This is a genomic window from Pseudomonas nitroreducens (assembly GCF_014204515.1).
GTDB lineage: Bacteria > Pseudomonadota > Gammaproteobacteria > Pseudomonadales > Pseudomonadaceae > Pseudomonas > Pseudomonas nitritireducens_A.
This window is the reverse complement of the sequence record NZ_JACHLI010000019.1, coordinates 99,024-125,031: the sequence shown is the minus strand read 5'-3', so window position 1 is coordinate 125,031 and position 26,008 is coordinate 99,024. Positions and strand designations below refer to the sequence as shown.

Here is a 26,008-nt window from a genome sequence, read left to right as displayed (position 1 = left end):
AGCGTGTGAGCGTTCCGCTTGAATTGCGACAGGCTCTGGCTTCTATCGCATCTATCATTATGTTTTTAAAGGATTTTATTTTTACTGATGAGTGAGGTAAGTGGCGCCAGCGGCGATTTGCCCCGGTTGCCGGGCCCGCTGAGGTGGGTAATATCACTCCTGCGTACACGGAAAGACGCAAGCCGGTAAGGATGCCGGTGAGGACATCGCAGGATGGCGATTCATCAGGATGATGAACTAGGGAAGAAAGAGTGGGCGGGTTATCCCGCCCCTTTTTTTTGCCCGCAGAAAAGCGCTGACCGCAGAATGCAGAAAGGCCCGCACTTGGCGGGCCTTTCTTTTGGGCGCGCTGGCGATCAGCGCTCCAGGTACTGCATCTTGTTCGGCTTGCCGTCCCACTCTTCAGCGTCCGGCAGGGAATCCTTCTTCTCGGTGATGTTCGGCCAGACGTCGGCCAGGTCCTTGTTCAGCTCGATGAATTCCTGCATGCCATCCGGGACTTCGTCCTCGGAGAAGATCGCCTGGGCCGGGCACTCCGGCTCGCACAGGGCGCAATCGATGCATTCATCGGGATGGATGACCAGGAAGTTCGGGCCTTCGTAGAAGCAGTCCACCGGGCATACTTCCACGCAGTCGGTGTATTTGCACTTGATGCAGTTGTCGGTGACGACGAAGGTCATTTCTAATTTTCTCCTCAGGCGGGCGGCTAAGCGCGCGCGATTCTAACAGCTTGTTTCGCGGTCCGTCAGACTCGCATCTTCCATGCATATAACAATTCGAGAGCTTGACGCGGTGTCAGGTCATCCGGGCTGACACGCATCAGCTCTTCGACGATCGGGTGCGGCAGGCTGGCAAACAGGTCGCTCTGCAGCGGCGCCGGGGCTTTGGGATCAGTCGAGCGCGGCGCCTCGTGGGGCAGGCTGGTGGTTTCCAGGCGCGCCAGGTGTTCGCGGGCGCGCTGAATGACCGCACCCGGCACGCCGGCCAGTTGCGCCACCGCCAGACCGTAACTCTGGCTGGCCGGGCCCGGCAGCACGTGGTGCAGGAAGACGATGCGCTCGTTGTGCTCGGTGGCGTTGAGGTGGACGTTGGCCACCGCCGGCTCGCTTTCGGGCAGCACGGTCAGCTCGAAATAGTGGGTAGCGAACAGCGTGAAGGCGCGCAGTTTGGCCAGGTGCTCGGCGGCGGACCAGGCCAGCGACAGGCCGTCGAAGGTGCTGGTGCCACGACCCACTTCGTCCATCAGCACCAGGCTGCGGTCGCTGGCGTTGTGCAGGATGTTGGCGGTTTCGCTCATTTCCACCATGAAGGTGGAGCGGCCGCCGGCGAGGTCGTCGGAGGAGCCGATGCGGGTGAAGATGCGGTCGACCAGGGACAGTTCGCAGCGTGCCGCGGGAACGAAACTGCCGATATGCGCAAGTAGCACGATCAGCGCTGTTTGCCGCATATAGGTCGATTTACCGCCCATGTTCGGGCCGGTAATCACCAGCATGCGGGTGTCTTCGTCGAGGTTCAGGTCGTTGGCGACGAAGGGCGTGTCCAGTACCTGCTCGACCACCGGATGACGGCCCTGCTCGATGAGGATGCCGGACTCTTCGACGAAGCGCGGACGGTTCAGGTCGAGGTTCAGTGCGCGCTCGGCGAGGTTGGACAGTACGTCCAGTTCGGCCAGGGCGGCGGCGGTGTCCTGCAGCGGGGCCAATTGGCCGATCAGCAGTTCCAGCAGTTCTTCATAGAGTTGCTTCTCGCGGGCCAGCGCACGGCTCTGGGCGGACAACGCTTTGTCTTCGAAGGCTTTCAGCTCCGGGGTGATGAAGCGCTCGGCGCCCTTGAGAGTCTGGCGGCGGATATAGTCGGCCGGCGCCTGCTCGGCCTGCACCCGGGGCAGTTCGATGTAGTAACCGTGGATGCGGTTGTAGCCGACCTTCAGGTTCGGCAGGCCGGTGCGGGCCTTTTCGCGAGTCTCCAGGTCCATCAGGTACTGGCCGGCGTTCTCGCTGAGCATCTGCAGCTCGTCCAGCTCGGCATCGTAGCCGCGGGCGATGACGCCGCCGTCGCGGATCACCGCCGGCGGATTCTCGATCACCGCTCGGGCCAGCAGGTCGGCCAGTTCCGGGTAGGTACGGATGCTGACGGCCAGTTCTCCCAGGTGCGGGGCTTCCAGCTCGGTCATGCCACTCTGCAGTTCCGGCAGCGCCGCCAGGGCGTCACGCAGGCGGGCGAGGTCTCGCGGACGGGCATTGCGCAGGCCGATGCGCGCGAGGATACGTTCGACGTCGCCGATTTCCTTCAGCTGCGGCTGGAGGATTTCGAAGCGATAGCGTTCCAGCAGGCAGGCAATGGACTCCTGACGGGCTTCGAGCACGACGCGGTCGCGCAGCGGGCGGTTCAGCCAGCGGGTCAGCAGGCGGCTGCCCATGGCGGTCTGGCAACGGTCGACCACCGATTGCAGGGTGTTGTGGCGGCCGCCGGCGAGGTTGGTGTCCAGTTCCAGGTTACGCCGGCTGGCGCCGTCGAGGATCACTGTGTCGTCGATGCGCTCGTGGCGCAGGCTGCGCAGGTGCGGCAGAGCGGTGCGCTGGGTTTCCTTGGCGTAGGCCAGCAGGCAGCCGGCGGCGCCGATGGCCAGGGTCAGGTCCTGGCAGCCGAAGCCCTTGAGGTCCTGCACGCCGAACTGCTGGCACAGGCTCTTCTTCGCCGAATCGCGGTCGAAGTCCCAGGGCGCGCGGCGATGCGCACCCCGGCGTTTCTCCGCCGGCAGGCCCTGGGGCCAGTCATCGGGGATGAGCAATTCGGCGGGATTCATGCGTTCCAGTTCGGCCAGCAGGGTTTCCCAGCCTTTTATCTCCTGGACGTTGAAGCGGCCGCTGGTGATGTCCAGCACGGCCAGACCGAACAGGCGCTCATCGCCCAGCACGGCGGCGATCAGGTTGTCGCGGCGCTCGTCGAGCAGCGCTTCGTCGCTGACGGTGCCGGGCGTGAGGATGCGCACCACCTGGCGTTCCACCGGGCCCTTGCTGGTAGCCGGATCGCCGATCTGCTCGCAGATCACCACCGATTCGCCGAGCTTCACCAGCTTGGCCAGGTAGCCTTCGGCGGAGTGGAAGGGGATGCCCGCCATGGGGATGGAGTTGCCGGCTGACTGGCCACGCGCGGTCAGGGTGATGTCCAGCAGCTTGGCAGCCTTCTTGGCGTCCTCGTAGAACAGCTCGTAGAAATCGCCCATGCGATAGAACATCAGCTGGTCCGGGTGCTGATTCTTCAGTCGCCAATATTGCTGCATCATCGGTGTGTGGGCGGAGAGGTCACTCATGGCTTCTGGCTGTCCGGCTTCAACATGCAAAAGCGCCTAGTGTACGGTATCCGCCTGGCCTTCTTTAACCCCGGAGCGCACTGTGCCCGTTACCGATTCCTCTATTACCGATCTCTCTGCCCGTCTTGGCGAACGACTGAAAGCCAACAGACTGCGCGTGACCACTGCCGAATCCTGCACCGGCGGCGGCATCGCCGAGGCGATCACGCGGATTGCCGGCAGCTCGGCGTGGTTCGAGGCCGGCTACGTCACTTACTCCAACAGCCAGAAGACTCGCCAACTGGATGTCCCGGCCGAACTGTTCGTGCAGGTCGGTGCGGTGAGCCGGGAAGTGGTCGAGGCCATGGTCGCTGGCGCCTTGCCGCGCAGCGGGGCGGATATCGCTGTGGCGGTCAGCGGCATTGCCGGGCCGGATGGCGGTTCCGCCGAGAAGCCGGTAGGCACCGTCTGGCTGGCCTGGAAGAAAGGCGAACAGCTGTTCAGCGAACGCCGTCTGTACGCCGGCGATCGGGAAGCCGTGCGCCGGCAGGCCGTGGCGACCGCTCTGGATGGGCTGTTGCGACTGGCGGATGGGGAAAATCCAATCCAGGGGTAGGCGAGCGGCTTGCCCTGTGGAATAATACTGTCTACTTATACAGTTGTTCGTGGCCGCCCGGCCGCCTGACTTCGCGAGGACTTCAATGGACGACAACAAGAAGCGCGCCCTGGCCGCGGCCCTGGGACAGATCGAACGCCAATTCGGCAAAGGCGCGGTCATGCGCATGGGCGACCATGAGCGCCAGGCCATCCCCGCCATCTCCACCGGCTCGCTGGGCCTGGATATCGCGCTGGGCATCGGCGGTCTGCCGCGCGGCCGTATTGTCGAGATCTACGGTCCGGAATCCTCGGGTAAGACCACGCTGACCCTGTCGGTCATCGCCCAGGCACAGAAGATCGGCGCCACCTGCGCCTTCGTCGATGCCGAGCACGCACTGGACCCGGACTACGCCGGCAAGCTGGGCGTCAACGTCGATGATCTGCTGGTGTCCCAACCGGACACCGGCGAACAGGCCCTGGAAATCACCGACATGCTGGTGCGTTCCAACGCCGTCGACGTGATCATCGTCGACTCCGTGGCGGCTCTGGTACCGAAAGCCGAAATCGAAGGCGAGATGGGTGATCAGCACGTCGGCCTGCAGGCCCGTCTGATGTCCCAGGCGCTGCGCAAGATCACCGGCAACATCAAGAACGCCAATTGCCTGGTCATCTTCATCAACCAGATCCGCATGAAGATCGGCGTGATGTTCGGCAACCCGGAAACCACCACCGGTGGTAACGCGCTGAAGTTCTACTCCTCCGTGCGTCTCGACATCCGCCGTACCGGCGCGGTGAAGGAAGGCGACGAGGTGGTCGGCAGCGAAACCCGCGTCAAGGTCGTGAAGAACAAGGTCGCTCCGCCGTTCCGTCAGGCCGAGTTCCAGATCATGTACGGCCGTGGTATCTACCGCACCGGCGAGATCATCGACCTGGGCGTCCAGCTGGGCCTGATCGAGAAGTCCGGCGCCTGGTACAGCTACCAGGGCAGCAAGATCGGTCAGGGCAAGGCCAACGCCGCCAAGTTCCTGGAAGACAACACCGAGATCTGCAACACCCTCGACAAGGCTATCCGTGATCAGTTGCTGTCCAAGCAGACCCCGCCGACCAAGGCCGAGCTCGCTGCGGCCGAAGCCGAAGCGGAAGCTGAAGCCGACTACTGATCGCCATGACCGCTGAGCTCGATAACCCCGTCGCAGTGCGACGGGTCGCCATGGACCTGCTGGCAAGACGCGAGCATGGCCGGGCGGAGCTCTCGCGCAAGCTGCGGCAGCGCGGCGCGACGCAGGACCTGATCGACCCCGCCCTCGACCGTCTGGCCGAGGAGGGGTTGCTCAATGAAAGCCGCTACCTGGAAAGCTACATCGCCAGCCGTGCGCGGGCCGGTTACGGTCCGATGCGGATTCGCGAGGAGCTGTCGCAGCGCGGTTTGCCCCGTGGCGAGATCGACGAAGCGCTGAGCGAGTCGGGTGTCGACTGGAGTGAAAACCTGCGTGAGGTCTGGCGTCGCAAGTTCGCCCGGCTGCCGCAGGATGCCCGCGAACGAGCCCAGCAGGGGCGGTTCCTGAGTTATCGCGGCTACTCGATGGAAGCGATCAGCCGACTGCTGAGTGGCCGGCGAACGGATGATTGAACGAAGAAGGCACCCATCGGGTGCCTTTTTTGTTCTCCAGCTCTGGAAATCAGCGTTCCCAGTTCTCCGGCTGGTTGATGAAGTTCAGCAGCTCCCGCAGGCGCCCCTGGGCACGGCCGTTGAAGGCGAAGGCCAGGCGGGTGAGGTGGGAGAACTCCGGTTCGTCCAGTTCCGACTCGCTGTAGGGCTGCTGGTGGAATCCGCCGCTGACGCACAGGCTGCCGAATTCCTGTTCCAGCAACTGCAGGGCACGGACGCTCAGCGGATGGTTCAGGCGAATCACGAAGCGGTCCTTGAGCCAGCGGCTGGAGTGGAAGTTGCTGTAGAACTGGGCGATTTCCTCGGCGGCCTCTTCGGCGCTGTGCACCAGCGTCATCAGGCTCATGTCGCTGGGCAGGATGTAGCCGTTGTCTTCCAACTGCTCCTTGATGAACTCCAGGGCGTGATCCCAGTAATGCCCGCCCGGTTGGTCGAGCAGCACCACCGGGACCAGCGGGCTCTTGCCGGTCTGGATCAGGGTCAGCACTTCCAGCGCTTCGTCCAGGGTGCCGAAGCCGCCGGGGCAGAGCACCAGCGCGTCGGCTTCCTTGACGAAGAACAGCTTGCGCAGGAAGAAGAAGTGGAACGACAGCAGGTTGCCGGTGCCGTCCACGGTGCGGTTGGCGTGCTGCTCGAAGGGCAGGGTGATGTTGAAGCCGAGGCTGTTTTCCAGCCCGGCCCCTTCATGGGCGGCGGCCATGATGCCGCCGCCGGCGCCGGTGATGACCATCAGGTCGTAGCGGGCCAGGGTTTCGCCCAGCTCGCGGGCCAGGGTGTAGACCGGGTGGTCGGCCGGCGTACGCGCCGAGCCGAACACCGTGACTTTGCGGCGACGCTTGAACTGCTCCAGGGTGGCGAAGGCGTGCTCCATCTCGCGCAGGGTCTGCAGCATGATCTTGGCGTCCCAGCGGTTGCGGTCGGCCTGGGCCATGCGGGCGACGGTGGTGAGCATCTCGCGGTACAGCGGCAGGTTGCGGCTGTCGCCGGGAGCGGCCAGCGCAGCCAGTTCGTCGATCTTCTGCGCAAGGTCGGTGCCGCTGGTCTGGAAGTGTCTGGAGAGGTAGTCGTCAGGCTCGTAGGGCATGTTGATACTCCTTGTTCATCAACCCCTGATCGCCTGTCCATGGGCGGCGCCGGCCACGCAAGGTGGCTCTGGCGGTATCGCGTTGGCGCTCGCCGCACGCACAGGGTTCAGCAGGAGGCCTGCGCAGTCTGGCACGCGGGGTGTGACAGTCGCTGAGGCCTCGATTTCAGATGGCGATCCGGTCTCCGGGCTCCGGAATGTTGGCCGTCCAGTTCAGGCGATCCTGGAGCGCGCCCTTGAGCGTGTCCATCTTTTCCCGCTCGCCATGTATCAGGTATAGCTCGGGTTTGTTCTCGAAGTGGCCAACCCACTGAATCAATTGCGATTGTCCGGCATGGGCGGAGAACCCGCCGAGGGTGTGAATTTGCGCTTTGACGCTGATGCGCTGGCGCAGGATGCGCACCGTTTCTGCCCCTTCGACGATGGCGCGACCCAGGGTGCCCTTGGCCTGGAAGCCTGGGAAGACGACGTGGCACTCCTCGCGCCAGAGGTTGTGCTTGAGGTGGTGGACGATGCGTCCGCCGGTACACATGCCGCTGCCGGCGATGATGATGGCGCCGCTCTTGATGCGGTTCAGCGCCATGGATTCGTCGGCGCTCTGGGTCGTGCGCAGGATCGGCAGCCACTCGCCAACCTGGGCCGTGCCGGTACCGCGCATGTATTCGCGGTCGACGTCGGCGATCTCGCCGATGTGCTGCAGGTAGATGCTGTTGGCGCGCGCTGCCATGGGACTGTCGAGGTAGACGACCTGTTGCGGCAGGCGGCCTTCCTGGTAGAAGCGCCCCAGGTAGTAGATCAGGTCCTGGGTGCGGCCCACGGCGAAGGACGGGATCAGTACGTTGCCGCCGTCGTTCTGCGCGCGCTGGAGGATGCCGGCCAGCTCCAGCAGGGTGTCGTTGGCGTCGCGGTGATCGCGGTCGCCGTAGGTGGACTCCAGCAGCACGACATCGGCGCGGGTCAGCGGCGTCGGCGTGCGCATCAGCGGCGAGCAGGTGCTGCCCAGGTCGCCGGAGAACACCAGGCGGCGGGTCGAGCCGAACTCGTGGATCTCGATCTCGACGATGGCCGAGCCGAGGATGTGCCCGGCGTTGTGGAAGGTCACGCGGATGCCACGCGCCACGTCCACCGTACTGCCGTAGCTGACGCGGCGGCGCTGGTTCAGCGCGCGGGAGGCGTCCTCCACGGTGTAGAGGGGTTTCACCGGCGGCTTGCCCAGGCGCGAGCGCCACTTGTTCTCCCACTCGGCGTCCCGCTCCTGCAGGTGCGCCGAGTCCATCAGCATCAGCTCCAGCAGGTCGCAGCAGGATTCGGTGGCGTAGATCGGCCCCTTGAAGCCTTCCTTTGCCAGGCGCGGCAGCAGGCCACTGTGGTCCAGGTGGGCGTGGGACAGCACCACGGCGTCCAGTTCCTTCGGGTCGAAGGGGAACGGCGTACGGTTGTTCGCCTCGTTGTCACGGGTGCCCTGGTTGCCGCTGCGCCCCTGGCGCATGCCGCACTCCAGCAGGACGCGGACGCCGTCGCGGGTTTCCAGGAGGTAGCAGGAACCGGTGACTTCCTGGATCGCGCCGATGAAGGTGAGAAGCGCCATGTCGTCTCCTTGTCGGAATTCTCTTTCAGCCTTGCCTGATTGGTCGGGACGGTCGTTGATACATGTCAGCGCCGGTCCGATCCGTGGCGACCTAGACTTTCCAGGACTACCCAGGGAGAGCCGAGATGCCACAGATACTGCCCAGTCCCGAGGAACTCGCCAGCCACGCGGCGGCGCAGCCGGAATATGCCCGTTGGCGGCAAGGCCGCGGACCGCTTCAGCATAGCCCGCAGACCCAGGCGGCGGTCTTCCGTATCGCTCATCAATTGGTCCAGTACGGCCTGCAGCCGGACCTGGCCTGCGTCTACCGGCTGTTCGGCGCGCTGGACCGGCTGACCTGCGCCGGCCTCTGGCTGGTGGCGCACATGACCTACGCCCGGCGTGTCCGCCTAGACGGCGCGCCATTGCAGGCCGACGACTTCAAGGCGCAGCCCGAAGGCCATACCGGTGGTGCGTTGAACATGGTGCCGGCCTACGCCGGTTATCTCGCCCTGAATGCCTTGAGCGGCAAGACCCGCGGCTGGCTGATGGGGCAGGGCCACTGCGTGGCGGCGATCGATGCGCTCAACGTGCTCACCGGCAACCTGCACCCGGAGCAGGCCGCTGCCTACGGCAATGGCGAAGCCGGGCTGGATCGGCTGGTGCAGGATTTCTACAGCTACGTGCAGACGCCGGAAGGCAAGGTGGCCGCGCCTCTGGGTAGCCACGTCAACCCGCATACCGCCGGCGGCATTGCCGAAGGGGGCTATCTCGGGTTCGCCGAGTTGATGTACGCGCACATGCCGTTGCCCGGCGAAACGCTGGTGGCCTTCCTCTCAGACGGTGCCGCCGAGGAGCAGCGTGGCAGCGACTGGATTCCCCGCTGGTGGCGTGCCGAGGATTGCGGCGCGGCACTGCCGGTGATGATCGCCAATGGCCGGCGCATCGAGCAACGCACGGACCTGGGTACCCACGAAGGGTTGGAGGGATTCAAGCAGCACCTGCGCCGCTGCGGTTTCGACCCGATCAGCTTCGACGGCCGCGACCCGGCAGCCTTCGTCTGTGCCCTGTGGGAAATGGAAGAGCGGCTGCAGCACCGGGTCGATGAGAAGGAGCGCGGCATCCTGCGCTATCCGCTGCCGATGCCCTACGGCATCGCCGAGACGACCAAGGGTTACGGCTTCTACGGCGCCGGCAGCAACGCCGCGCACAACCTGCCATTGCCGGGCAATCCCAGCGAGGACGCCGAGGCACGTGAGCTGTTCAACCAGCACGCGGCGCCCTTGTGGGTCGAGCCGGAAGAGCTGGCGCAAGCCTGCGGGCTGTTCGCCGCCTCGCGCAGCGGTCGGGTGCTGGAGCGGGACAATCCGCTGGCCGTGCGTCGGCCCATCGAACCTTCGATTCCGCTGCTGCATTACCGCAGCGACGAATGCTCGCCCATGGCCGCGCTGGATCGTTTCTACGTCGAGCTGTGCGGCGCCAACCCGGACCTGCGCGCCCGCGTCGGCAACCCCGACGAGCTGGCGAGCAACCGCCTGGGCGGGGTGCTCAAGGCGCTGCGGCATCGGGTGAGCGAGCCGGAAAGCGAGCTGGAGGCGGTGGACGGGCGGATCATCACCGCGCTCAACGAGGAGGCGGTGGTGTCTGCCTGCCTGGCCAACCAGGGCGGTTTGAACCTGGTGGCCAGCTACGAGGCGTTCTGCGTGAAGATGCTCGGCGCCGTGCGGCAGACGCTGATCTTCGCCCGTCAGCAGAAGGAGGCCGGGCGCCCGGCGGGCTGGCTCGGCTGGCCGCTGGTGGCGACCTCGCACACCTGGGAGAACGGCAAGAACCAGCAGTCGCACCAGGACACCACCTTCTGCGAAGCGCTGCTGGGCGAGATGAGTGACATGGTTCGGGTAGTCTTTCCCGCCGATCACAACAGCCTGCTGGCGCTGTTGCCGGACATCTATCGCAGCCGCGGACAACTGGCCTGCATCGTCGCGCCCAAGCGCGAACGCCAGGCGGTGTTCAATCAGGCCCAGGCCGAACAGCTGGCGCGCGAGGGCGCGATCCTGCTGGACGAGCATCCCGGTGCCGAGCCGCTCCTGCTGATCGCCAATGGCAGCTACCAACTGGCGGAGATGCGCCGTGCCGCCTTGCGGCTGGAAGAGGCCGGCTATCCGTACCGGCTGGTCTACCTGCAGGAGCCGGGACGTTTCCGCGCACCGCGGGACAACTGGGAGCTGCCGGCGCTGGCGGACGAATCGCTGGCTGCGCGGTTGTTCCCCGATCACTGCGAGCGCCGTGTGCTGCTCACCCACATGCGCCCGGAAGTGGCCCGCGGGCACCTCTGGCCGATCCTGCCGGATGCCTTGAAGACGGCGGTGCTGGGCTATCGCAACCAGGGAGGCACGTTGGATGAGGCGGGGATGCTGTTCGCCAACCGTTGCACCTGGGCCCACGTGCTGGCCGCCTGCGCGCGCCTGATGGAGGTGCCGCGCACGGCACTGCTGACCGCCGAAGAGGCGGCGGCGGTGGCTGGCCGGGAGGGCCCAGCCGTGCTGCGCTGACGGGCGCCGGCGCAATCACCGGCAGGTGCTTGCGCCGATTTCAGCGCTTGAGCGGCCTGATCAGCTCGTCCAGGCCGTCGATCTTCAGTTCCAGGGTCAGTTGCATCAGCCGGCCCAGTTCGCCGGCCGGGAACTGGCCCTTCTTGTGGAACCACAGCAGGTACTCGTCAGGCAGGTCCACCAGCAGGCGGCCCTGGTACTTGCCGAAGGGCATCGGCGTACGCGCGATCTTCAGCAGCATTTCCTTGTCGAGCATGGCGGCGGCTTACTTCTTCAGCTTGATCTTGCAGCTGCCAGCGTCGAAGCGCTCGGTGGCGACCGGGGCGTTGGTCTTGTACTCGGTGAAGCTGTAAGTGAGGATCGCGCCCTCGGCCAGCAACTGGCGGTAGGCGGTGTTGCTGCAGACGCTGTCGCCCAGCTGGCTGCGCACGCTGTCAGGGTTCTCGCGCATGCGCTCGGCATGGCTGGCGCGCACGCTCAGGTGGTTGATCAGCTGCGGGCCGTCGACGGTGTAACCCTGGTCGAGGATGTCCTCGTTGATCGCGCGCGGGGTGCCTTCGCTGCTTTCCTTGGCGACCTTTTCCAGGGTCTGGGTCAGTTGGAAGTCCTTCTTCGAGGCGGCGTGCGCGACGGGAAGAACGAGGCAGAGGGCGAGGGCGGTGAGGCGCAGCATGGGCATCTCCTGACAATGGTGCCGATTCGACCGTGACGAGCCTTCCGGGTTCGCCGGTCATTCAAGCCGCCTATTGTCCCTTAAAACGGGCCGCATGCCGAGGAACTGTTACCTCAGGCCCCAGACTGCGCCGCCGGGCAGCCAACCCCGTCAAAGGATGGGGGAAGGATGGCGCAACTCTCCGGTCACAACCTCTGCCCTCCAAGCGGGAGGGTCGACCATCGGGAGGTCCAGCCGCCGCGCGAGGCGGTGCGATTTGCATGCTGCTGCTGCTGCGGTAGGGCGGACTCTTGTCGATGCGTCGGGCGAATCATCCCATCGCAGGAGAAGAACAATGACAAGCGTATTGCGCCCCTGGCCGCTAGCCCTGGGCTCCTGGTGCCTGATCGCGGTTCCCGCACAACAGGCCTTGGCGTCCGGCTACCACTTCGGCTCCCAGTCGGTGTCTGCCCAGGGCACCGCCCATGCCAACGGCGCCGAAGCGGCCGATGCCTCGACCATCTTCTACAACCCCGCCGGCATGGCGCGCCTGCCCGGCACCCAGGTCACCGGTGGCCTCACCATCCTGTTGCCCAAGGGCGAATACAAGGACGACGGCTCCACCGACGTCTTCGGCAACCGCACCGGCGAAGGCGACGGCGATGCCGGTTCCTACCTGCCCGACGCGGCCGCGGCGCCGAACTTCTACTTCTCCCATCAGGTGAACGACACCATCAACATCGGCCTCGGCATCTTCACGCCCTATGGCGCCAAGCTCGACTACGAGAAGGACTGGAGCGGTCGCTACGGTATCCAGTCGGCCTCGTTGGAGACCGTCACCTTCAACCCGAGCATTTCCTTTCGCCTGAATGAGCACCACAGCGTCGGCTTCGGCGTCTCGGCGCAGTACATCCGCTCGATCCAGCGCGGCGCGGCCGACGTGAAGGGGGCCTCGCGGCAACTGGCCGGGCAGTTCGTCAAGGAGAACCAGGATGTCACCGAACTGGCCGCCTCGCCCCTGGGCCAGGCGGTGATCCCGCTGGTCTACGGCGTGCAGGTGCCGGAAGAAGTGACCAGTTGTAACGGCCAGAGCGGCGACGCCTTCGTCGATTGCGTGGCGAAGAACTTCTCCGACAACGTCCAGGGTGACGGCTACTTCCGCGTCAAGGGCGACGACTGGGGCTACGGCTGGAACTTCGGCTACCTGTGGGAACCCACCGAGCGCACGCGCTTCGGCATCGCCTACCGTTCGCGGATCAAGCACGAACTGGAAGGCAGGACCAAGTGGAGCTTCTCCGACGTGCAGGGCACGGTGCCGTCGCCGGATACCGACCTCAGCGGCGGCCTGGACCTGGGCATCATCGAGCTGCCGCCCAAGGATGCCATCCAGCAGCTGTTCGACCCGGACCAGTGGGTCAACCCCGGCAACTTCGCCGCCACCCGGCTGCATCCCAACTCCAAGGCCAAGGTCACCATCGACACGCCCGAATCCCTGTCGATCAACGGCTTCCACCAGCTCAACGACAAGATCGCGCTGATGGCCGACGTGACCTGGACGCGTCACTCGCGGTTGGACTCGGTGGATATCGGTATCGACCAAGTAGAGGGCTACCCGTACTTCAACGGCGTTACCGAGGGCGATCTCAATGTCAAGCAGGACTGGAAGAACACCTACAAGGTCTCGCTGGGCATGAACTACCAGTACAACGACGACCTGATGCTGCGCACCGGCATCGCCTACGACAAGACCCCGGTGGGCGGCGATGGCCTGCGTCATCCGGCCTTCCCCGACGCCAACCGCAAATGGCTGTCGCTGGGCGCCAACTACCACTTCACCAAGGACACCTCGGTGGGCCTGGCCTACAGCTTCGTCAAGTTCGATAGCGGCAAGATGGACTACGCCGACGGCTGCTCGCCGGCCGGCTGGGCGCCGGGTGCTGGCGGCTTGTACGTCGACAGCGGCGTGCGCTGTACGGGTAACGGCGGCAACTACAAGGGGGAGTACCAGCAGCAGATCCACTTCATCGGCCTGGCGCTGAACCACAGCTTCTGACGGCCGGTGCCTGTGCAGGCCGTCGGGCCGCTCGCAAGGAGGCGGGCGGCGGCTCTGGTACAATCGGCGGTCCGCAAAACACCTCCTGTCAGAGCCTTCGATGTCCCGTCCGCTTTCCTTCATCCCGGTGGCCGCAGCATGAGCCACGCCGTCGCACGCCTGCGCGATGAACGCCTGGCCCGCTGCATCAAGCCGTTCTTCGCCCGTGGCTCGCGCTCGCCGCGCTGCCCTGGCTGCCGCCTGCGGCCGAACTACTGCATGTGCAGCCTGCGCCCGCAGGTCGAGTCCCGCTCGGCGATGTGCCTGGTGATGTTCGACACCGAACCGCTCAAGCCCAGCAACACCGGCTGGCTGATCGCCGAGACCGTGCCCGAGACCTGGGCCTTCGGCTGGTCGCGCATCGAGGTCGATTCGGCGCTGCTGGCGCTGCTCGACGATCCGCAGTGGCAGCCGTACGTGGTGTTCCCCGGCGAGTTCGTCCAGCCCGAGCGTGTGGTTACCGCCGTCGAGCCGCAGGACGGCAAGCGGCCGCTGTTCATCCTGCTCGACGCCACCTGGAACGAGGCGCGCAAGATGTTCCGCAAGAGTCCGTACCTGGAGCGCTTCCCAGTGCTGAGCATCACTCCGGATGCGCTGTCGCGCTATCGCCTGCGCCGCTCCAAGTTCGACGAGCACCTGTGCACCGCCGAAGTAGCCGCGCTGTGCCTGGGCCTGGCCGGCGACCGCCGCGCCGGCGATGCGCTGGATGCCTACCTGGACGTGTTCAGCGAACGCTACCTGGGCTCCAAGCGCCAGCAGCCGCTGAATGAGCAGAGTCCGGCGCATCAGGCGTTGCGGCCGTTTACCCGGCGCTGACCCGAAACAAACGCACACGCCGGCGTTGGAGCGTACGTAGGAGCGGACTCCGTCCGCGATTGATTCAATGCCGCTCCGGCGGACCCGATGGCATCACGCCGACCCATCGCGGACGGAGTCCGCTCCTACGACAGCCGGCACGCACGCCGTTCGAGTGCAGGAGCGGTAAGCCGGCTCAGGCCGTCGTGGCCTCGGCCTTCTTCGGCCACAGCTGCGCCACCAGCATGCCGGCGAGCATCAGCGCGCAGCCGAAGTAGCCGCGCAGGTGCAGGGTTTCGTCGAGGAACAGGGCACCGGCGATGGCGGCGAATACCGCTTCCAGCGAGAGGATGATCGCCGCGTGGGAGGCGATGGCGTGCTTCTGCGCGATGACCTGCAGGGTGAAGCCGGTGGCGACGCCGAACAGGCCGCCGTAGAGCAGGGCAGGGCCGGCCTGGATGATCGCGTCGAGGTGGATCTCTTCGAATATCACCGCGAGGATCATGCTCACCACCGCGCAGGTGGCGAACTGCAGGAAGGCCAGGCGGATCGGGTCGTAGCGGCTGGCGAACAGGCCCACCAGCAGCACGTGGCCGCCCCAGACGAAGGCGCCGGTCAATTGCAGCCAGTCACCGGAGGCGACGTGGAAATCCGGGCCGATGCTCAGCATGGCCATGCCGGTCACCGCGAACGCCGCGCCCAGCCAGGTGCCCGTGCCGGCGCGGTGGCCGATCAGCAGGCCGAGCAGCGGCACGATGATCACGTACAGGCCGGTGATGAAGCCGGAGTTGGTGACGCTGGTGAACAGCAGGCCGACCTGTTGCAGGTTGATGCCCACGGTCAGGGCGGCGCCGATGGCCAGGCCGGCGAGGATCAGCCCGCGGTTGAACGGCTGGGCGCCGCGCTTGCTCGACCAGGCCAGCAGCGGCAGCAGCGCCACGGCGCCGAGGGTGAAGCGCAGGCCGGTATAGAGGAAGGGGCCGATGGCATCCATCCCGAGGCGTTGCGCGACGAAGGAGACCCCCCAGATCATCGCGGTGAACAGCATCAGGAAATCGGCGCGCAGCGCGTGGCTTTTCATCTTGTTCTCGTAACGGGCAGGAAAAAAGCGGAACTCTGCCGTAACGGCGGGCCTTTGGAAAGGGGCGCGGACTGCGCGCGGGCACACCGGCAGTGGCTTGCAGGCCATTGTGTATGTACCGCCGGGCCATGTATTCGCGGCGGACACCGGGGGTGGTCTTTGCGTACAATGCGACGAGCAGTGCTCTATCCGTGCTCCGACCTTTCCTGCGCAAGTCTGGCTGTTATCCACGGCGGGACTTCGGCGCGGCCTTCAAGGAACATTCATGGCTTCTTACGAGATCCTGATCGCTGACGATCACCCGCTGTTCCGCAGTGCCCTGCACCAGGCCCTGACCATCGGTCTTGGCCCCGAGGCGCGACTGTCGGAGGCAGCGAGTATCGCGGAGCTGGAGACGCGCCTGAACGAGAAGGCGGATTGGGACCTGGTGCTGCTGGACCTGAACATGCCTGGCGCCTACGGCTTCTCCGGCCTGGTGCTGCTGCGCGGGCAGTACCCGCAGATTCCGGTGGTGATGGTCTCGGCCCAGGAGGACGCCGCCGTGGTGCAGCGCTCCCGCGAGTTCGGTGCCAGTGGTTTCATTCCCAAGTCCAGCGAACTGGGCGTGCTGCAGCAGGCCGTGCGCGCTGTGCTCGACGGCGACGTCTGGTGGCCGCCGCAAGTCGACGCGGTGACCGAGATGAGTGAAGAGACCCGCGCCGCCAGCGCCGGCCTGGCCAGCCTCACGCCCCAGCAGTTCCGCGTGCTGACCATGGTCTGCGAAGGCCTGCTGAACAAGCAGATCGCCTTCGAGCTGAGCGTTTCCGAGGCCACGGTGAAAGCCCACGTCACCGCGATCTTCCGCAAGCTCAACGTGCGTACCCGTACACAGGCAGCATTGCTGCTGGCGCAGATGGAGTCGGTGCCGGGGGCCTGAGGGCGTCACAGCCTCGACATGAGTTGTCACATTCTGAAACCGGCTTGACCCCTTTTTGACGATCGCTGGTATAGAGTGCCGCGACCTTTGCCTGTGAGATCCCCACGTGTCCGCTTCCCCCTTCAAGGGCCAGACCGGCCTGAAACGCATCCTCAACGCCGCCGGCTACTCCCTGGCCGGCTTCGCCGCCGCCTTCAAGGGCGAGGCGGCGTTCCGCCAGCTGGTGCTGATCAACGTCATCCTGATCCCGCTGGCGTTCTTCTGCGACGTGACCCGTGGCGAGCGCGCGCTGATGATCGCCGTGTGCCTGCTGGCGCTGATCGTCGAACTGCTCAACTCCGCCATCGAGGCGGTGGTGGACCGGGTTTCCCTGGAGCGCCACCCGCTGTCGAAGAATGCCAAGGACATGGGCAGCGCCGCGCAGTTCGTGGCGCTGACCATCATCACCGTGACCTGGGCGGGTATCCTGCTGGGTTGATTCCTGTAGGAGCGAGCTTGCTCGCGAGCGCTTTGCGCCGGTGATATCCGGGTAGCACTGTTCGCGAGCAAGCTCGCTCCTACAAAAGCCCGACTCAGGGAATCATCGGCAGGACGATATCGTCGCTGCGCGTCACGCCGGCGGTTTCGCTGCGGCACAGTTCGAGGAACTCGCGCATGGTCGCGGTCTGGTACTTCTGCCGGTGCCAGATGAAGTAGAACTGCCGCCGCAGGTCCAGGTCCGGAGTTTCTACCGGCACCAGGCTGCCACGGCGGAAGGCATCGCGCAGGGCCAGACGCGAGATGCAGCCGATGCCCAGTCCTGATTCCACCGCGCGTTTGATCGCCTCGGTGTGCTCCAGCTCCAGCCGCACGTTCAGTGGCTCCACGTGGTGACGCATGGCCTGGTCGAAGGTCAGTCGTGTGCCCGAGCCCTGTTCCCGCAAAATCCACGCTTCCTCCGTCAGCCGCTCCAGGCTCGCGCGGCCGTCACGGGCCAGCGGATGCTGCGGCGCGCAGAACACCACCAGTTCATCTTCCATCCACGGCTGCACTTCGATGTCCGGGTGCTGACAGTCGCCTTCGATCAGGCCCAGATCCAGCTCGTAGTGGGCCACGCGCTGCACCACGTGGGCGGTGTTGTGCACGTGCAGACGCACCCGGCAGTCCGGCTGGCGCTGCATGAAGGTGCCGATCAGCAGGGTAGCCAGATAGTTGCCGATGGTCAGGGTGGCGCCCAGGTCCAGTGAGCCGAAGGCGCTCTTGCCGTTGAGCATGTTCTCGATCTCGCTGCCGCGATCGAGCAGCGCTACCGCCTGGGGCAGCAGCTGGCGGCCGAGGGCGTTGAGGGTGAGGCGCTTGCCGGAGCGGTCGAACAGCTTGCAGTCGAACTGCCGCTCCAGCTCACCCAGGGAGGTGCTGGTGGCCGATTGCGACATGGCCAGGGCCTCGGCCGCGCGGGAGACGCTTTCCTGCTGGGCGACGGCGACGAAGACTTCGAGCTGGCGCAGGGTGAATTTCATTGAGGTCTGACTCCGAGACGACTGCGCGACATTTCGTCACCCCGGCGTAGGAAGGGCCTGACGGTATCCTTTTCCGGCGACGAAGTGGCCTTATCTGCGTTTTGGATTAGCAATATCCAGATAATTTATTTTGCGGATATTGTCGCCGCCTATAAAATGTCGCGCAATTGCGCTACGTCCGGGATCTGCTGGGGTGCGCCACGTTTCTCCTAGGAGTCCTTGATGAGCAACCTGTACACCGAGCGCGTTCTCAGCGTGCACCACTGGAACGACACCCTCTTCAGCTTCAAGACCACCCGTAACCCGGGGCTGCGCTTCAAGACCGGTCAGTTCGTGATGATCGGCCTGGAAGTCAACGGTCGTCCGCTGATGCGCGCGTACAGCATCGCCAGCCCGAACTACGAAGAGCACCTGGAGTTTTTCAGCATCAAGGTCCCGGACGGTCCGCTGACTTCGCGTCTGCAGCACCTGAAGGAAGGCGACGAGCTGATGGTCAGCCGCAAGCCCACCGGCACCCTGGTGCTGGATGACCTCAAGCCCGGCCGCCACCTGTACCTGCTGAGCACCGGCACCGGCATGGCGCCGTTCCTCTCGGTGATCCAGGACCCGGAAGTCTACGAGCGCTTCGAGAAGGTCATCCTGGTCCACGGCGTACGCTGGGTCAGCGAGCTGGCCTATGCGGACTTCATCACCAAGGTCCTGCCGGAGCACGAGTACTTCGGCGACATGGTGAAGGAGAAGCTGATCTACTGCCCGCTGGTGACCCGTGAAGAGTTCCACAGCATGGGCCGCCAGACCGACCTGATGCGCAGTGGCAAGCTGTTCGCCGACATCGGCCTGCCGCCGATGAACCCGCAGGACGACCGCGCGATGATCTGCGGCAGCCCGAGCATGCTCGACGAGACCAGCGAAGTGCTGAACAGCTTCGGCCTGCAGATCTCCCCGCGCATGGGCGAGCCGGGCGACTACCTGATCGAGCGGGCCTTCGTCGAGAAGTAGGCCGGGAAGTACGCCGAGTCCGACGCTTCAGTCGAAAGAGCGCCGCGAATCCTCAGGGATCGCGGCGTTTTTTTATGGGCGGATTTTTTCGGGGTGGCGGCTTTTCGTAGGCGCGGACATCGGCGTGCGCGGCGGCCCTCACCCTAACCCTCTCCCAGAGGGAGAGGGGACCGTTCCGTGCAGGATGAAACGGCGGCATCAGCCGGTTCATCCGGCTCTTCGTAGGAGCGGACTCTGTCCGCGATAAGTCTGCTGCGCGCCGGAGGGCATCGCGGACGGAGTCCGCTCCTACGGGGAGTTCGGCGCGTGGGAATGCCCTCACCCTAACCCTCTCCCAGAGAGAGAGGGGACCGTTCGGCGAAGGTTGAAATGGCCGCGTCAGCCCGCACATCCGGTTCTTCGTAGGAGCGGACTCTGTCCGCGATAGGTCCGCTGCGTGCTGGAGGGCATCGCGGACGGAGTCCGCTCCTACGGGGAATTCGGCGCGTGGGAATGCCCTCACCCTAACCCTCTCCCAGAGGGAGAGGGGACCGTTCGGCGCAGAGTGAAACAGTGGGATCAGCCGGCACGGCTGCGTTTTGTAGGAGCGAGCTTGCTCGCGAACCGGAACAGACCGTGCCTTGCAGGTTCGCGAGCAAGCTCGCTCCTACAGGCGTGCATCAAATCAGGCGCTGACCGGAAACCGCCGGGTGATACAGCGGCTGCACCTTGTTCCCCGCCGGATCGAGGAGGTGGAAGCTGCGGGCGCCGTCGCCATGGTCGAAGGGGCGGTCCAGCAAAGTCACGCCGCGTGCCTTGAAGTACTGGTACCAGGCTTCCAGTTCTTCCACGCTGTCGACGATGAAGCCGTAGTGGTCCATGGTCTGCAGGCCGTTGGCCGCGCCGATGCCGCGGCCCAGGGAGAGGTTGTCGTTGCCGCAGGTGAGGTAGACCAGGTCTTCGTTGGCGCGGTTGAGCACCTGCATGCCGAGTACCTCGACATAGAAGCGCTCGCACTCCTCGAGGTTCGGCACCAGCAGGGCGAGGTGGCGCAGGCCGTTGAGACGACCGGGGCGGGCGGGCATATCAGGCAGGTCAGCAAGAGCGGACATGGACGCGGTTCCTTTTTTGTATACAATTTGTTTTTGAATTTAAAACAAAAGGAACGTCCTGTGTACAGTCTGTTCATCAAGACCCGCGTGAAACCCGGCAGCGCCGAGGATTTCCTCCACGCCATCAAGGCCAACGCTGCCGCTTCCGTGTCCAGCGAACCCGGCTGCCTGGTCTTCGATGTGTCCCAGGATCGCGTCGATCCCGACGTGATCTATCTCTACGAAATCTATCGCGACGACGCGGCCTATGAGGCGCACACCCAGACCGCGCACTTCCGCGACAGCCGCCCGCTGGTGGAGCCGCTGATCGTCGAGCAGGAGTGTTTCGAGAGTGATGTGATCGCCCTCAATCCGGTGGACTGACGCCAGATTCAGTCGGCGGCGTGCTGCAGGTCCAGCACGCAAATCTCGCCGTCGGCGGGGTAGTGCCAGTGCACATCCAGGTCCCACAGGCGGACGCCGTAGCGACGTTCGGGCGGCGGCTTCTGGTAGGCCGGGCGCGGGTCCTGGGCGAGGCATTGCTCGATGAGTTCGCGCACCGGCTGGCCGAGGCGCAGGCCGTGTTCAAGGGCCTGGCGTAGCGCCTCGTCGCTCCAGTGCACGGCAATGGCGGCGGGCGGTGCGTCGGCGATGGCGTTGCGTGCCTGGGGGACGATATCCGCGTAGGGCACGTAGGGCTTGATGTCGATGACCGGCGTGTCGTCGAGCAGGTCGATGCCGGACAGCCAGAGGCGGCCGGGTTCGACCTTGTCCAGCTTCACCACCGACTGGCCCAGCCCATTGGGGCGGTGGGTGGCGCGGGTGGCGAACACGCCCATGGACTGGTTGCCGCCCAGGCGTGGCGGGCGCACCTTCAACCGTGGTTTGTCCTCCAGTGCCTGGTGGAAGAGGAAGATCAGCCAGACGTGGCTGACCTGCTCCAGGCCGGCCACCGCATCCCCCGTGTCGAACGGCGGCAGCAGCTCCAGCACGCCGGTCGCGGCCGGAGCCAGTTGCGGCTGGCGCGGGATGGCGAACTTCTCCTTGAAGCAGGAGCGGACGATGCCGATAGGGGAAATGCGGTGGGACATGGCGGCGGAGGCTGGTAGCTGGGGCCGCCATGGTACCCGATTCGAAGCTTTTCAGAAGTTGCTCAAAACCTTGCGAGCTAGAGCAGAGCAAGGCGCAACGACCAACGGGAGTAACAGCCGAAGGCTGGCCCGAAGGGTGAGCGCCAGCGAATCAAGCAGGCGATGAAGCGCAGTTTACATGTCGTAAATGAGCATTCAGCGCCTGCTTTCAACGCCGCTATGCCGACGCGCAGCAGGTTTTGCCAGGCTCAGCCGAGGTGGAAGCCGCCGTCGATGGGGATGATGTTGCCGGTCATGTAGGCGCCGGCAGCGCTCGCCAGGCTGATCGCCAGGGCGGACATTTCTTCCTCGCGGCCCCAGCGGCCCATGGGGATCACGGCGGTGTCCTCGGCCATGGCCTGCTCGTCGTTGGCGATGTGGCGGGTCATCTTGCTGGGGAAGCGGCCGGGGGCGATGACGTTGACGTTGATGTGGTCCTTCACCAGTTCGCGGGCGAGCATGCGCGACAGCTGGTGCAGCGCGGCCTTGCTCGGGCCGTAGGCATAGGCGTTCTCGCCGTGGGAAGTGACGCCGGCCACCGAGCCGATATTGATCACCCGCGCCGGGCTCTGCGCGGTGCCGGCCTTCTTCAGCAGCGGCAGCAGTTGCTGGATGCAGCTGAACACCGCGGTGACATTGAGCTGCATGACCTTCTCCCAGCCCGCGGCCGGGTAGCTTTCCAGCGGCGCGCCCCAGGTGGTGCCGGCGTTGTTCACCAGGATGTCGAGGTGATCCAGGCGCTCGTTCAGCTCGACGGCCAGGGCGCGGGCACCTTCCTCGCTGGCGAGGTTGGCCGGCAGGCCGATGCATTCACCGTACTGCGACAGTTCGGCGGCGGTGTCGGCACAGGCGGCGCCGTCGCGGGCGCAGATGATCACCTTGGCGCCGGCTTCGAGCAGGCCCTGGGCGATCATCCGGCCGATGCCGCGGGTGCCACCGGTGACCAGGGCGGTCCGTCCGGCGAGGGAAAAGTACGGGTGCATGAGTCTCTCCTGGCTGGGTTTTCGCTTCACCCTAGCGGGATCACCGACGACCTCCGAGCACTATCGAGAGCGCAAATGGCGACGCATCACACCGACACTGCGTTTTCTTAACCGCCGCATAACCTTGGCTGGCCTAGTGTCCGCGCACCTTCCAATGGCGGAGCCGGGTAATGCAGGGGTGGAGCAGAGATCGCAAGGCGTTGGCCTTGCTCATGGGCGTGTCGACGCTGCTGCTGGTGTTCGGGCTGGGCTGGCGTGAAGTTTGGGGACCGGAGGTGCGCTGGGCGGATATCGCGCTGCAGATGCTGCAGTCGGGCGACTACTTCGATCCCTACCTGCGGGGTGCGCCGTACTACGACAAGCCGCTGCTGTCCTACTGGCTGATTACCGCGCCGGCCAGCCTGTTCGGCCTCAACCACTGGACGCTGCGTCTGAGCACCGTGCTGGCAGGTCTGGGCAGCATCTGGCTGACCTGGTGGCTGGGCGAGCGCCTGCTGCGCAAGGGCACCGGGCTGCTGGCCGGCTGGCTGCTGGCGACCACTTTCTATTTCCTGTTCTGGGCGCGGGTGGCGACGGCGGACATGCTCACGGTGTTCGGCGTGCTGGCCGCCCTGGCCTGGTACTGGCGTGACCCGGAGGACACGCGTTTCTCCGCTTACCTGGGGTTCTTCCTGATCCTCTCGCTGACGTCGCTGTGCAAGGGGCTGATCGGTTTCGTCCTGCCGGGGCTGGTGCTGCTTCCGCATCTGCTCAGCGAAGGGCGCTGGCGCCGGCACCTGAACCTGCGGCTGCCGGCGGCGCTGCTGGTGGCGGGTGGCGTCTATGCGATCCCGTTCGTGCTGTCGCACTTCTACGGCCAGCCCAGCTATGGCGAAAGCGGGTTGGCGCTGGTGTTCCGCGAGAACGTGGTGCGCTTCTTCCAGCCCTTCGATCATGAAGGACCGATCTACACCTACCTGCTGTACCTGCCGGCCTACACGCTGCCCTGGGCGCCGCTGTGGATTCTCGGCCTGTGGTTCGCCGCGCGGCGCTGGAAGCAGCTCACGCCCAACGCACGCTGGCTGGTCTGGGCGCTGGGGCTGCTGTTCGCCTTCTTCACCGCCAGCGGTGGCCGGCGCAGCTACTACGTGCTGCCGCTGGTGCCATTCGCCCAACTGGTCGCGGCGTGGTGGGTGATCGAATCGCGGCATGAACGCGGGCTTGCCGGGCTGGGCCGCGTCTGGCCGCGCGCCGTGGCAGCGGGCGCCGTGGCGATGCTACTGGTACTGGGGGTGGCTTATCCGTGGAGCAATGGCGGGGGAGGGGTTCCCGCCTTCGCCAAGGACGTGCGCGCCGCGGCGCAGCAGATCGCGCCCTGGTCGCAGTGGCGGGTGCTGATCCTCGGCGACGACGATGCGCGCCTGCCGATGTACCTGGAGCGACATGGCGAGCGCCAGGCCCATCCCTTCCTCTATGTCCACTCCGGTTATCCACAGGGCGACAGCGCCGAGCTGTTCGCCTGGCTGCACCAGCGCACCGGCGAGGCCTGGGACCCGGCGCGCACCCTGATCATTTCCCAGGTGACCCACTCGGGAGAGCAGCCGCTGAACTGGCTGACGGCGGATCACCGGCTCATCGAATCGAAGCTCAACAATGGGCAACGCCTGGGGCATGCGAAGAACAAGGAGGCGAGCCTGGCCTATCTGCCGATGGGGAGTCCGCTCAGTGCGAACGCAGCGCCCGGCGCAGCAGAAGCAGGTAAGGCGGCAGATTGACCGCCACCACGATCAGGCCGAGGACGACCTGGGTCGCCTCGGTCAGGCCGGCCGGGTAGATCAGCGGGATGACGTAATGCTCGATGAAACCACCGTTGTAACCGCTATCGCCGGCCAGGGCGCGGAAGTGGTTTTCCAGCGGGGTCAGCGGGCAGTAGAGGTGGAGAAACTCCACCGCCATGCCCCAGGCCGCCGCCGGCACGTGCAGCCAGGCCAGGCGCGGCCAGCGCAACACCAGCAAGCCGCCGAGCAGCACGAAGAGGATGAACCCCAGGTGCAGCAGCACCACGGCGTCGGCGGCGAGACGGTAGAGCACGGCGGCCTCAGCGCTGCTGGCGCTGGGTCAGGCCCTTGAGGAAGTTGCGCAGCAACTGGTCGCCGCAAGGCCGGTAGTTGTTATGGCCGGGCTTGCGGAACAGCGCGCCCAGTTCGGTCTTGGTGACGATGAAGCTGACGCTGTCGAGGATCGCCAGGATGTCGTCGTCGCGCAGCTCGAAGGCTACGCGCAGCTTCTTCAGGGTGATGTTGTTGGTCAGCGGCAGCTCCACCGGCGGCAGCGGGCGCGATTCGTCGCGGCCACGGCGATGGACGATCAGGCCGTCGAGGAAGTGAGCCAGCACACGGTCGCTACAGGGCTTGAAGTCCGGCTCGTCGTCGCGGGCGAGGTAGGCGCCGACCTCTTCGGTGCTGATGTTGAAGCCGGCCAGCGCGGTGATCTCGGCCACCTGCGCGTCGCGGATGTCCAGCAGGTAGCGCAGGCTGCGCAGTACGTCGTTGTTGATCATGGGCTTTCCACTAGCAGCAATGAAAAGCCCCGCTTCAGCGGGGCTCTTGCGGATCAGACCAGTTCGGCCCAGAGGTCGTACTCGTCGGCGTCGGTGATGCGCACGCGCACCTTGTCGCCCGGCTTCACGTCGAAGCTGTCGATGTACACGGCGCCGTCGATTTCCGGGGCGTCGGCGTAGGAGCGACCGACCGCGCCTTCATCGTCCACTTCGTCGATCAGCACGTCGATTTCCTTGCCGATCTTCAGTTGCAGGCGGGCGGCGGAGATCGCCTGCTGGTGCGCCATGAAGCGCTCCCAACGGTCCTGCTTGACGTCGTCGGGGACGATATCCAGGCCCAGGTCGTTGGCCGGTGCGCCTTCCACCGGGGAGTACTGGAAGCAGCCGACGCGGTCGAGTTGGGCTTCGGTCAGCCAGTCGAGCAGGTACTGGAAGTCTTCCTCGGTCTCGCCGGGGAAGCCGACGATGAAGGTGGAGCGGATGGTCAGTTCGGGGCAGATCTCGCGCCACTTCTTGATGCGCGCCAGGGTCTTGTCCTCGAAGGCGGGACGCTTCATGGACTTGAGCACTTTCGGGCTGGCGTGCTGGAAGGGGATGTCCAGGTAGGGCAGCAGCTTGCCCTCGGCCATCAGCGGGATCACGTCGTCGACGTTGGGGTACGGGTAGACGTAGTGCAGGCGCACCCACACGCCCATCGAGGAGAGCGCCTGGCACAGCTCCAGCATGCGGGTCTTCACCGGCTGGCCGTCCCAGAAGTCCATCTTGTACTTCAGGTCCACGCCGTAGGCGCTGGTGTCCTGGGAGATGACCAGCAGCTCCTTGACGCCGGCCTTGACCAGGCGCTGGGCTTCGCTGAGTACGTCACCGACCGGACGGCTGACCAGCTTGCCGCGCATGGACGGGATGATGCAGAAGCTGCAGGTGTGGTTGCAGCCTTCGGAAATCTTCAGGTAGGCGTAGTGGCGCGGGGTCAGCTTGATGCCCTGCGGCGGCACCAGGTCGATCAGCGGGTTGTGCTCGGTCTTGGGCGGGATCACCTCGTGGACGGCGTTGACCACCTGCTCGTACTGCTGCGGGCCGGTCACGGCCAGCACGCTGGGGTGCACGTCACGGATGCTGTCTTCGGCCACGCCCATGCAGCCGGTGACGATCACCTTGCCGTTCTCGGCGATGGCCTCACCGATGGCGTCCAGGGACTCGGCCTTGGCGCTGTCGATGAAGCCGCAGGTGTTCACCACCACCACGTCCGCGTCCTGGTAGGTGGGGACGATTTCGTACCCTTCCATGCGCAGCTGGGTGAGGATGCGTTCGGAGTCGACAGTCGCTTTCGGGCATCCGAGCGAGACGAATCCTACTTTAGGTGTGGCGGTGGACATGTGCGGCTAACCTCGAAGGGCGCGCTGGCGGCGCCTCTGATCAAAAAGTGCGCAATTCTAGCGGCGTCCCGCGCGCTTGACCAGCCTCTGTGGGACAAGCCGTCGCAGGCCGTCC

The 26,008-nt window shown here is 65.4% G+C and carries 25 protein-coding genes; 11 read left to right on the top strand and 14 right to left on the bottom strand.

The genetic code is table 11. The annotated features are described in order from the left end of the window. Positions 1-356: 356 nt before the first annotated feature. Both fdxA and mutS read right to left on the bottom strand, forming a co-directional pair. Positions 357-680 (bottom strand): ferredoxin FdxA, encoded by a 324-nt coding sequence (gene fdxA, locus HNP46_RS22110; protein ID WP_015476292.1) that lies wholly within the window; start codon positions 678-680, stop codon positions 357-359. Positions 681-745: 65 nt separating this feature from the next. Further along, positions 746-3,313: a DNA mismatch repair protein MutS gene (gene mutS, locus HNP46_RS22105; protein ID WP_184593216.1), complete on the bottom strand. Its 2,568-nt coding sequence runs from the start codon at positions 3,311-3,313 to the stop codon at positions 746-748. An 82-nt stretch (positions 3,314-3,395) separates the two neighbouring features. Between mutS and HNP46_RS22100 the strand changes: the two genes are divergently transcribed. The 3 genes from HNP46_RS22100 (at position 3,396) to recX (ending at position 5,519) form a co-directional block, all read left to right on the top strand. Then, on the top strand, positions 3,396-3,908 hold the full coding sequence (locus HNP46_RS22100; protein WP_184593214.1) for a CinA family protein: 513 nt from the start codon (positions 3,396-3,398) through the stop codon (positions 3,906-3,908). 85 nt (positions 3,909-3,993) lie between these two features. Then, entirely contained in the window at positions 3,994-5,049 is a 1,056-nt protein-coding gene (recA, locus tag HNP46_RS22095; RefSeq protein WP_184593212.1) for a recombinase RecA, read from the top strand. 5 nt (positions 5,050-5,054) lie between these two features. Further along, on the top strand, positions 5,055-5,519 hold the full coding sequence (gene recX, locus HNP46_RS22090; RefSeq protein ID WP_184593210.1) for a recombination regulator RecX: 465 nt from the start codon (positions 5,055-5,057) through the stop codon (positions 5,517-5,519). 49 nt (positions 5,520-5,568) lie between these two features. Here the strand turns inward: recX and HNP46_RS22085 are convergent, their stop codons facing one another. Beyond that, entirely contained in the window at positions 5,569-6,642 is a 1,074-nt protein-coding gene (locus HNP46_RS22085) for an LOG family protein (protein WP_184593208.1), read from the bottom strand. 166 nt (positions 6,643-6,808) lie between these two features. After that, complete coding sequence (locus HNP46_RS22080; protein WP_184593206.1) at positions 6,809-8,230, bottom strand: MBL fold metallo-hydrolase RNA specificity domain-containing protein; 1,422 nt, start codon at positions 8,228-8,230, stop codon at positions 6,809-6,811. A gap of 125 nt (positions 8,231-8,355) precedes the next feature. Here HNP46_RS22080 and HNP46_RS22075 point away from each other — a divergent pair, with 125 nt between their 5' ends. Further along, positions 8,356-10,761 (top strand): xylulose 5-phosphate 3-epimerase, encoded by a 2,406-nt coding sequence (locus HNP46_RS22075; protein WP_184593204.1) that lies wholly within the window; start codon positions 8,356-8,358, stop codon positions 10,759-10,761. A 40-nt stretch (positions 10,762-10,801) separates the two neighbouring features. Here the strand turns inward: HNP46_RS22075 and HNP46_RS22070 are convergent, their stop codons facing one another. Together HNP46_RS22070 and HNP46_RS22065 are read right to left on the bottom strand one after the other, a co-directional pair. Next, positions 10,802-11,017, bottom strand: coding sequence for a DUF3820 family protein (locus HNP46_RS22070; RefSeq protein ID WP_184593202.1), 216 nt, complete (start codon positions 11,015-11,017; stop codon positions 10,802-10,804). Positions 11,018-11,026: 9 nt separating this feature from the next. After that, positions 11,027-11,434, bottom strand: coding sequence for a quorum-sensing-regulated virulence factor family protein (locus HNP46_RS22065; RefSeq protein WP_184593200.1), 408 nt, complete (start codon positions 11,432-11,434; stop codon positions 11,027-11,029). A 334-nt stretch (positions 11,435-11,768) separates the two neighbouring features. On the opposite strand from HNP46_RS22065, the gene HNP46_RS22060 reads away from it, so the two are divergent. Next, a complete protein-coding gene (locus HNP46_RS22060; RefSeq protein ID WP_184593198.1) occupies positions 11,769-13,466 on the top strand; it encodes an OmpP1/FadL family transporter in 1,698 nt (565 codons plus the stop codon). A 138-nt stretch (positions 13,467-13,604) separates the two neighbouring features. Beyond that, on the top strand, positions 13,605-14,321 hold the full coding sequence (locus HNP46_RS22055; protein WP_184593196.1) for a tRNA-uridine aminocarboxypropyltransferase: 717 nt from the start codon (positions 13,605-13,607) through the stop codon (positions 14,319-14,321). 175 nt (positions 14,322-14,496) lie between these two features. Here HNP46_RS22055 and HNP46_RS22050 read toward each other — a convergent pair whose 3' ends face one another. After that, a complete protein-coding gene (locus tag HNP46_RS22050; RefSeq protein ID WP_184593194.1) occupies positions 14,497-15,381 on the bottom strand; it encodes a DMT family transporter in 885 nt (294 codons plus the stop codon). A 265-nt stretch (positions 15,382-15,646) separates the two neighbouring features. Between HNP46_RS22050 and erdR the strand changes: the two genes are divergently transcribed. Further along, positions 15,647-16,297, top strand: a complete 651-nt coding sequence (gene erdR, locus HNP46_RS22045) for a response regulator transcription factor ErdR (RefSeq protein ID WP_184593192.1) — start codon at positions 15,647-15,649, stop codon at positions 16,295-16,297. A 106-nt stretch (positions 16,298-16,403) separates the two neighbouring features. After that, entirely contained in the window at positions 16,404-16,775 is a 372-nt protein-coding gene (locus tag HNP46_RS22040; RefSeq protein WP_184593190.1) for a diacylglycerol kinase, read from the top strand. A gap of 94 nt (positions 16,776-16,869) precedes the next feature. On the opposite strand, the gene HNP46_RS22035 is transcribed toward HNP46_RS22040, so the two are convergent. Beyond that, complete coding sequence (locus tag HNP46_RS22035; RefSeq protein WP_184593188.1) at positions 16,870-17,796, bottom strand: LysR family transcriptional regulator; 927 nt, start codon at positions 17,794-17,796, stop codon at positions 16,870-16,872. A 222-nt stretch (positions 17,797-18,018) separates the two neighbouring features. Between HNP46_RS22035 and fpr the strand changes: the two genes are divergently transcribed. Beyond that, the gene (gene fpr, locus HNP46_RS22030; RefSeq protein ID WP_152224946.1) at positions 18,019-18,795 is read left to right on the top strand and encodes a ferredoxin-NADP reductase; all 777 of its coding nucleotides are present in this window, start codon (positions 18,019-18,021) and stop codon (positions 18,793-18,795) included. A 659-nt stretch (positions 18,796-19,454) separates the two neighbouring features. Here fpr and HNP46_RS22025 read toward each other — a convergent pair. Then, positions 19,455-19,868 carry a VOC family protein gene (locus HNP46_RS22025; RefSeq protein ID WP_184593242.1) on the bottom strand — a complete coding sequence of 138 codons (414 nt, stop codon included), beginning with the start codon at positions 19,866-19,868 and terminating at the stop codon, positions 19,455-19,457. Positions 19,869-19,946: 78 nt separating this feature from the next. On the opposite strand from HNP46_RS22025, the gene HNP46_RS22020 reads away from it, so the two are divergent. Then, positions 19,947-20,249 carry a putative quinol monooxygenase gene (locus HNP46_RS22020; RefSeq protein ID WP_184593186.1) on the top strand — a complete coding sequence of 101 codons (303 nt, stop codon included), beginning with the start codon at positions 19,947-19,949 and terminating at the stop codon, positions 20,247-20,249. Between the two features lie 8 nt (positions 20,250-20,257). On the opposite strand, the gene tsaA is transcribed toward HNP46_RS22020, so the two are convergent. After that, the gene (gene tsaA / locus HNP46_RS22015) at positions 20,258-20,956 is read right to left on the bottom strand and encodes a tRNA (N6-threonylcarbamoyladenosine(37)-N6)-methyltransferase TrmO (RefSeq protein ID WP_184593184.1); all 699 of its coding nucleotides are present in this window, start codon (positions 20,954-20,956) and stop codon (positions 20,258-20,260) included. 248 nt (positions 20,957-21,204) lie between these two features. Continuing rightward, on the bottom strand, positions 21,205-21,978 hold the full coding sequence (locus tag HNP46_RS22010; RefSeq protein WP_184593182.1) for an SDR family oxidoreductase: 774 nt from the start codon (positions 21,976-21,978) through the stop codon (positions 21,205-21,207). A gap of 170 nt (positions 21,979-22,148) precedes the next feature. Between HNP46_RS22010 and HNP46_RS22005 the strand changes: the two genes are divergently transcribed. After that, a complete protein-coding gene (locus tag HNP46_RS22005; protein WP_184593180.1) occupies positions 22,149-23,732 on the top strand; it encodes an ArnT family glycosyltransferase in 1,584 nt (527 codons plus the stop codon). Here HNP46_RS22005 and HNP46_RS22000 read toward each other — a convergent pair. The 3 genes from HNP46_RS22000 to rimO are packed head-to-tail and all read right to left on the bottom strand — an operon-like array spanning position 23,680 to position 25,893. After that, positions 23,680-24,048: a DUF2784 domain-containing protein gene (locus HNP46_RS22000; RefSeq protein WP_184593178.1), complete on the bottom strand. Its 369-nt coding sequence runs from the start codon at positions 24,046-24,048 to the stop codon at positions 23,680-23,682. The genes HNP46_RS22005 and HNP46_RS22000 overlap by 53 nt on opposite strands. Positions 24,049-24,055: 7 nt before the next feature. Beyond that, positions 24,056-24,517: a DUF1456 family protein gene (locus HNP46_RS21995; RefSeq protein WP_184593177.1), complete on the bottom strand. Its 462-nt coding sequence runs from the start codon at positions 24,515-24,517 to the stop codon at positions 24,056-24,058. A gap of 53 nt (positions 24,518-24,570) precedes the next feature. Beyond that, complete coding sequence (rimO, locus tag HNP46_RS21990; protein ID WP_184593175.1) at positions 24,571-25,893, bottom strand: 30S ribosomal protein S12 methylthiotransferase RimO; 1,323 nt, start codon at positions 25,891-25,893, stop codon at positions 24,571-24,573. Between the last annotated feature and the right edge of the window lie 115 nt (positions 25,894-26,008).

Bases quoted from the DNA above. Each gene is read 5' to 3' on its own strand.
- recX (WP_184593210.1), top strand. From the start codon at position 5,055: ATGACCGCTGAGCTCGATAACCCCGTCGCAGTGCGACGGGTCGCCATG.
- HNP46_RS22050 (WP_184593194.1), bottom strand. From the start codon at position 15,381: ATGAAAAGCCACGCGCTGCGCGCCGATTTCCTGATGCTGTTCACCGCG.
- HNP46_RS22035 (WP_184593188.1), bottom strand. From the start codon at position 17,796: ATGAAATTCACCCTGCGCCAGCTCGAAGTCTTCGTCGCCGTCGCCCAG.
- recA (WP_184593212.1), top strand. From the start codon at position 3,994: ATGGACGACAACAAGAAGCGCGCCCTGGCCGCGGCCCTGGGACAGATC.
- HNP46_RS21995 (WP_184593177.1), bottom strand. From the start codon at position 24,517: ATGATCAACAACGACGTACTGCGCAGCCTGCGCTACCTGCTGGACATC.
- HNP46_RS22085 (WP_184593208.1), bottom strand. From the start codon at position 6,642: ATGCCCTACGAGCCTGACGACTACCTCTCCAGACACTTCCAGACCAGC.
- HNP46_RS22005 (WP_184593180.1), top strand. From the start codon at position 22,149: ATGCAGGGGTGGAGCAGAGATCGCAAGGCGTTGGCCTTGCTCATGGGC.
- HNP46_RS22060 (WP_184593198.1), top strand. From the start codon at position 11,769: ATGACAAGCGTATTGCGCCCCTGGCCGCTAGCCCTGGGCTCCTGGTGC.
- rimO (WP_184593175.1), bottom strand. From the start codon at position 25,893: ATGTCCACCGCCACACCTAAAGTAGGATTCGTCTCGCTCGGATGCCCG.
- fpr (WP_152224946.1), top strand. From the start codon at position 18,019: ATGAGCAACCTGTACACCGAGCGCGTTCTCAGCGTGCACCACTGGAAC.
- erdR (WP_184593192.1), top strand. From the start codon at position 15,647: ATGGCTTCTTACGAGATCCTGATCGCTGACGATCACCCGCTGTTCCGC.
- HNP46_RS22080 (WP_184593206.1), bottom strand. From the start codon at position 8,230: ATGGCGCTTCTCACCTTCATCGGCGCGATCCAGGAAGTCACCGGTTCC.
- tsaA (WP_184593184.1), bottom strand. From the start codon at position 20,956: ATGTCCCACCGCATTTCCCCTATCGGCATCGTCCGCTCCTGCTTCAAG.
- fdxA (WP_015476292.1), bottom strand. From the start codon at position 680: ATGACCTTCGTCGTCACCGACAACTGCATCAAGTGCAAATACACCGAC.
- HNP46_RS22055 (WP_184593196.1), top strand. From the start codon at position 13,605: ATGAGCCACGCCGTCGCACGCCTGCGCGATGAACGCCTGGCCCGCTGC.
- HNP46_RS22010 (WP_184593182.1), bottom strand. From the start codon at position 21,978: ATGCACCCGTACTTTTCCCTCGCCGGACGGACCGCCCTGGTCACCGGT.
- HNP46_RS22075 (WP_184593204.1), top strand. From the start codon at position 8,356: ATGCCACAGATACTGCCCAGTCCCGAGGAACTCGCCAGCCACGCGGCG.
- mutS (WP_184593216.1), bottom strand. From the start codon at position 3,313: ATGAGTGACCTCTCCGCCCACACACCGATGATGCAGCAATATTGGCGA.
- HNP46_RS22065 (WP_184593200.1), bottom strand. From the start codon at position 11,434: ATGCTGCGCCTCACCGCCCTCGCCCTCTGCCTCGTTCTTCCCGTCGCG.
- HNP46_RS22070 (WP_184593202.1), bottom strand. From the start codon at position 11,017: ATGCTCGACAAGGAAATGCTGCTGAAGATCGCGCGTACGCCGATGCCC.